The organism is Streptomyces thermospinosisporus, from assembly GCF_039526425.1.
In the GTDB taxonomy this organism is placed as follows: domain Bacteria; phylum Actinomycetota; class Actinomycetes; order Streptomycetales; family Streptomycetaceae; genus Streptomyces; species Streptomyces thermocarboxydovorans.
On the sequence record NZ_BAAAIZ010000054.1, the window covers coordinates 961 to 6166 of the forward strand.

Genomic DNA, 5206 nt, shown 5'->3' on the forward strand with positions numbered 1-5206 from the left:
CGGCCCCGGCGAACGCCGTCAGCGCCTGGTGCACCGCCTCGAAGGTGGCGGGCATCCGGTAGGCCGCGTAGGCGGCGACGTCGGCGCGGTCGCGCAGGATCGGGGCGTGGGTGGGGGTGGCGCCGCGGTAGGCGGAGATCAGCCGCTCGACGGCCTGGGCGGCCTGGCGCGGCGGAAGCCCGTCCAGCAGGCCGGCCAGGGCGGAGCGGAGGTCGTCGGCGGCGTTCACCCGGAGATTCTAGGAGACCTCCCCCTGTGGTCCTCGCCCCCTGCCCGGGAGGACCGCCCTGGCGAGGGCCGTCGCCGCGGCGGCCCTGGGGGCGTTGTCCGCGGGGCGGCGGCGGGGGTGGACCGTGTTGGCCAGCAGGACGAGGAAGGTGTCCGTGGCGCGGTCCAGGATCAGGCACGTTCCGGTGAAGCCGCAGTGGCCCGCGGCCCCGTGGCCGGCGAGTTCGCCCATGAACCAGGGCTGGTCCATGGCGAAGCCCAGGCCGGGCGGGGTGAACAGCAGGTCCGTGAAGTCGGGGCCGAGGATGCGGGCGGGGCCGTAGGAGCCGCCGGCCAGCAGGGCGCGGCAGAAGACCGCGAGGTCCAGGGCCGTGGAGAACAGCCCGGCGTGGCCCGCGACTCCGCCCAGCGCCCAGGCGTTCTCGTCGTGCACCTCGCCCCGCAGCATGCCCCGGTCGGCCTTGGACCACGGTGTGCGCTGGTCCTCGGTGGCCGCCGCGCCGGGGCAGGGACCGAAGCCGGTCGACGTCATGCCGAGGGGGCGGGTGATCCCGTCGTGGATCAGGGTGTCGAGGGTGCGGCCGGTGATGCGCTGCAGCACGTGCTGGAGCAGCAGCATGTTCAGGTCGGAGTAGCAGTACGTGCCGGGGGCCGTCACCGGTTCCTCCGCGCGCAGCATGTCCAGCCGCTCGGCGTCGTCGGCACAGTCGTACAGCGGCAGGTCGGGGCGGAGCCCGGAGGTGTGGGTGAGCAGCTGCCGCACGGTGATGCCGTGCCGGCCGGCGCCGGTGAAGTCCGGCAGGTAGGCGCCGACGCGGGCGTCGATGCCGAGGGTGCCCCGTTCGAGCTGCTGCACGGCGGCGACCGAGGTGAACAGCTTGGTCACGGAGGCCAGGTCGAACGGGGTGTCCACGGTGGCCGGGACGCGCTCGGCCGGCGGGAGTTCCACGGCCGTGCCGGTGCGCTCGTCCCAGGCGGCGTAGCGCACGGCCCAGCCGGCCGCCTCCTCCAGGGCGATCACCGGTCCGCGTCCGGCGATCACCACGGCGCCCGCCGCCCAGGGGCTGTCCCCGGTGGTGAGGGCGCGTACGTGGCCGGCGAGGCGGCACAGCCCTGCGGGGTCGAGCCCGGCCCGTTCCGGTGAGCCGTGGCGCAGTCTCGGGGCGCTCAGCGTTCTGCCCTCACGGTCTCGTCGCGCACGCCGTCATGCGCGCCGTCGTGCCTTCCATCGTGCCCCGTCTCCTCCTGCCGGGTGCGCCAGGGACGGCACAGGCCCAGGAAGCACGCGGTCGCCGCCAGCGCGGCGCCGAGCTGCACCACGGCCATCGGCACGGCGGTGTCCTCGCCGGCGATCCCCACCAGCGGCGAGGCGATCGCACCGATCAGGAAGGACGAGGTGCCGAGCAGCGCGGAGGCGGAGCCCGCGCCGTGCCGCACCCGCATCAGGGCGAGCGCCTGGGTGTTGGGCAGGGTGATGCCCATCGCGGACATCAGCACGAACAGCGCGGCGGCCACCGGGAACAGCCCCGTCCTGCCGAACACGCCGAGCGAGATCAGCAGCAGCGCCGTGGCGGCGAGGACGACGACGGTGAGGCCGGCGGCCAGCACCCGGTCCAGGCGGACCCGGCCGACCAGGATCCTGCCGTTGATCTGGCCCACGGTCACCAGGCCGACCGCGTTCAGCCCGAACAGCAGGCTGAAGGTCTGCGGGGAGGCGCCGTGGATCTCCTGGACGACGAAGGGTGACGCCGCGACGTAGGCGAAGAGGGCGGCGAAGGCGAAGCCGCCGCCGAGCAGATAGCCGGTGAAGGTGCGGTCGGCGAGCAGCCGGCGCATCGCGCCGAGCGCCTCCCCCACCCCGCCGGCGTGCCGGTCGCCGGGCGCCAGCGTCTCCGGGAGCCTCGCCCACACGACGAGGCCGAGCAGCGCCCCGACCGCGGCGAGGACGAGGAAGACGCCCCGCCAGTCGGTCACCCGCAGGATCTGCCCGCCGATCAGCGGCGCCACGATCGGGGCCATGCCGGAGATCAGCATCAGGGTGGAGAAGAAGCGGGCCATGGCCACGCCGTCGTACAGGTCGCGGACCACGGCGCGGGCGATGACGATGCCGGCCGCGCCCGCGAGTCCCTGCGCCAGCCGGAGGACCGTCAGCAGCTCCACCGTCGGTGCGACGGCGCACAGGGCGGTGGCGACGACGTACACCGCGAGGCCGGCGAGCAGCGGGCGGCGGCGCCCCCAGCGGTCGCTCATCGGGCCGACGACCAGCTGCCCGAGCGCCATGCCGGCCAGGCAGGCGGTGAGGGTGAGCTGGACGGTGGCGGCGGGCGCGTGCAGGGACCGGGTGACCTCCGGGAGCGCCGGGAGATACATGTCCATCGCCAGCGGGGGCGTGGCGGTCAGCCCGCCGAGGACGAGGGTGACGAACAGTCCGGTGCGGCGCGCCGCGGCCCCCGGTCCTCCTCCCCCGCCCGCTCCCGCCGGTCTCCCTGCCGGGCCGGTCGTGGACGCCCCACCCTCGGGCATGTGGCCCCTCCCTCTCCGAATCGTCCGGTCCCTATGCTCTCAGCTCGTACGCGTGGCCGATGACACAGCAGGGGCGGGACGGATGACGGGGCGGAAGGTGCGCTGGGGGATCACCGCCCGCGCCACCGCCCAGGGGGCTCAGGGGGCTCAGGGGGCTCAGGGGGCTCAGGGGCCGGTGGCCACGCCGGCTTGAGCGGCCTGGGGTGATCCCGCACGTACGCTGCGAGGTCATGAACAGCGTGCGAACCGGCGGCGGAGCCGGTGCGGGAAGCAGGCGTGCGAGACAGCGAGGAGAGGCGGGCGTGATGACGGGTGGCACGACCGGGGAGCGGCGGATCGCCGTGGTGACCGGCGCGGGTTCCGGGATCGGCCGGGCGGTGTCCGTGGAACTGCTGCGGGCTGGGTGGTCGGTGGCTCTGGCGGGCCGCCGCGGCGAGGCACTTCAGGAGACGGCCGCGCTCGTCCCGGAGGGCACCGCGCTCGCCGTCCGCACCGACGTCTCGCAACCGGACGACGTGGCCGCCCTGTTCGCGGCCACGGTGGAGCGCTTCGGGCGGGTGGACCTGCTGTTCAACAACGCGGGGACGTTCGGTCCTGGCGGGGTGCCGGTGGAGGACCTGTCCTACGACGCCTGGCGGCACGTGGTGGACACCAACCTCAACGGCGCGTTCCTGTGCGCCCAGGCGGCCTACCGGCAGATGAAGGAGCAGCGCCCGCAGGGCGGCCGGATCATCAACAACGGCTCGATCTCGGCGCACGCGCCGCGCCCGCACTCGGTCGCCTACACCGCCACCAAGCACGCGCTGACCGGCCTGACCAAGTCGCTGTCGCTGGACGGACGGCCGTACCGGATCGCGGTGGGCCAGATCGACATCGGCAACGCGGCGACGGACATGACGAAGGCGATGGCGTCGGGCGTGCTGCAGGCCAACGGGGAGGTCGTGCCGGAGCCGGTGATGGACGTCGCCGACGTGGCCCGCACGGTGCGGCACATGGCGGAGCTGCCGCTGGAGGCGAATGTGCAGTTCGCGACGGTGCTGGCGACGACGATGCCGTACGTGGGGCGGGGCTGACGGCTCCCGGCCCCCCGGTGCTCTCAGGGCACCGCTCGTTCCGCACGCGCCTTCTGCACAAGCGGAATAGTTGTTACCGCACCATTGCCCCCGGTGAAGGCCGTATGCTCAACTTCTCTCCACAAAAGCTTCACACTTGGAGGGTGGGGCTTCGCCGGAGACCCGCACAGGCCATGTTCAGGGGGGAGGCGGCAGCCGTTCCACGCCATCGGGTGGGGGTGGACCCGCGCGGGACCGCGGGTACGCACCGGGGCGTGGAACGGCTGCCGTGTCAGGCCTGGCCGGTCTCGAAGCGGGAGATCCGGCCGTCGTCGGTCACCTCGAAGGACCACCGGGTGCGCATCTCGCCCCAGGTGTCGTTGCGGTAGTTGGCGAGCAGCGTGCGGCCGTTGTCGGACTCGCGTTCGACGTCCAGGTGGCCGTTGGAAGAGAAGATCTCGCGGTCGATCCAGTCGGCGAGGTCCCGCTCGGTGCCGTCGTCGGCCATGGTGGCCCCGGGCGCGAGCAGCGCCATGAAGCCCTCGCGGTCGTGGTTGTTGACGGCGGTGACGAAGGCGCGGACGGCCGGGTTGCTCAGGCGGGTGGTCTGAATGGTCATGTCCGTCAGCGTCGTACCGCCCGCCCGGACCCGCCACCAGGAGCCACCCGAACGGCGTCCGGCGACGGGCCGCACCCGGGCGGAGATGCGACGGTGGTCGCGGCGAAGCGACCGCTCCGGCCGCCGTGCGCCGGCCGCCTGCCTCCGGGAGAGCGACTGTGATCTTTTGCGAGCGACGAGACGACTCCGGCCCCGGCCGGCGCGATGTGGGCCTGTTGCTGCTGCGGCTGGCGGCGGGCGGCGTGCTGATGGCCCATGGCACGCAGAAACTGTTCGGCTGGTTCGGCGGGCACGGCATCGAGGGCACCGGCCAGTTCATGGAGACCGTCGGCTATTCACCGGGCAAGGCGAGCGCGACCGCCGCAGGCCTGGCGGAGACGGGCGGCGGCGCGCTGCTGGCGCTCGGTCTGGCCACCCCTGCGGCGGGCGCGGCGGCGGCCGGGGCGATGGCGGGCGCGGCGGCCGTGCACACCCCGAACGGCTTCTTCGCCCAGGAGGGCGGCTACGAGTACGCCGCGACCCTCGGCCTGACCGCGGCCGGTCTCGCCATCACCGGCGCGGGCCGCCTCTCCCTGGACCACGCCCTCGGCCACGTCCTGGACCGCAGCTGGATGCTCCCGGCGGCCTTCGGGGTGACGGCGGCGGCCACGGCGCTGGTGATCGGCGCCCGCACCAAGCGGCTGCGCAAGGCAAAGGAAGGCGAGCAGCAGGCGCTCTTCGAGGACTAGATGAATGAGTCCAAGGGGTGTCGTTGCGGTCAGTGATCGTAGGCGGTCAGTGACCG

5 protein-coding genes and 1 pseudogene are annotated in these 5206 nt (G+C 73.9%); 2 read left to right on the forward strand and 4 right to left on the reverse strand.

The features are described 5' to 3' along the window. The 3 genes and pseudogenes from ABD207_RS19090 to ABD207_RS19100 all read right to left on the reverse strand — a co-directional run. Positions 1–229, reverse strand: a pseudogene (locus ABD207_RS19090) (small ribosomal subunit Rsm22 family protein); the annotation flags it as partial. Positions 230–238: 9 nt separating this feature from the next. Further along, positions 239–1384: a serine hydrolase domain-containing protein gene (locus ABD207_RS19095; RefSeq protein WP_344014322.1), complete on the reverse strand. Its 1146-nt coding sequence runs from the start codon at positions 1382–1384 to the stop codon at positions 239–241. A gap of 11 nt (positions 1385–1395) precedes the next feature. Beyond that, the gene (locus ABD207_RS19100; protein ID WP_344014318.1) at positions 1396–2751 is read right to left on the reverse strand and encodes a multidrug effflux MFS transporter; all 1356 of its coding nucleotides are present in this window, start codon (positions 2749–2751) and stop codon (positions 1396–1398) included. Between the two features lie 305 nt (positions 2752–3056). On the opposite strand from ABD207_RS19100, the gene ABD207_RS19105 reads away from it, so the two are divergent. Further along, positions 3057–3824, forward strand: a complete 768-nt coding sequence (locus ABD207_RS19105) for an SDR family oxidoreductase (RefSeq protein ID WP_344014319.1) — start codon at positions 3057–3059, stop codon at positions 3822–3824. 271 nt (positions 3825–4095) lie between these two features. On the opposite strand, the gene ABD207_RS19110 is transcribed toward ABD207_RS19105, so the two are convergent. Continuing rightward, the gene (locus tag ABD207_RS19110; protein WP_344014320.1) at positions 4096–4422 is read right to left on the reverse strand and encodes a nuclear transport factor 2 family protein; all 327 of its coding nucleotides are present in this window, start codon (positions 4420–4422) and stop codon (positions 4096–4098) included. A gap of 158 nt (positions 4423–4580) precedes the next feature. On the opposite strand from ABD207_RS19110, the gene ABD207_RS19115 reads away from it, so the two are divergent. After that, complete coding sequence (locus tag ABD207_RS19115; protein ID WP_344014321.1) at positions 4581–5150, forward strand: DoxX family protein; 570 nt, start codon at positions 4581–4583, stop codon at positions 5148–5150. Positions 5151–5206: the final 56 nt, after the last annotated feature.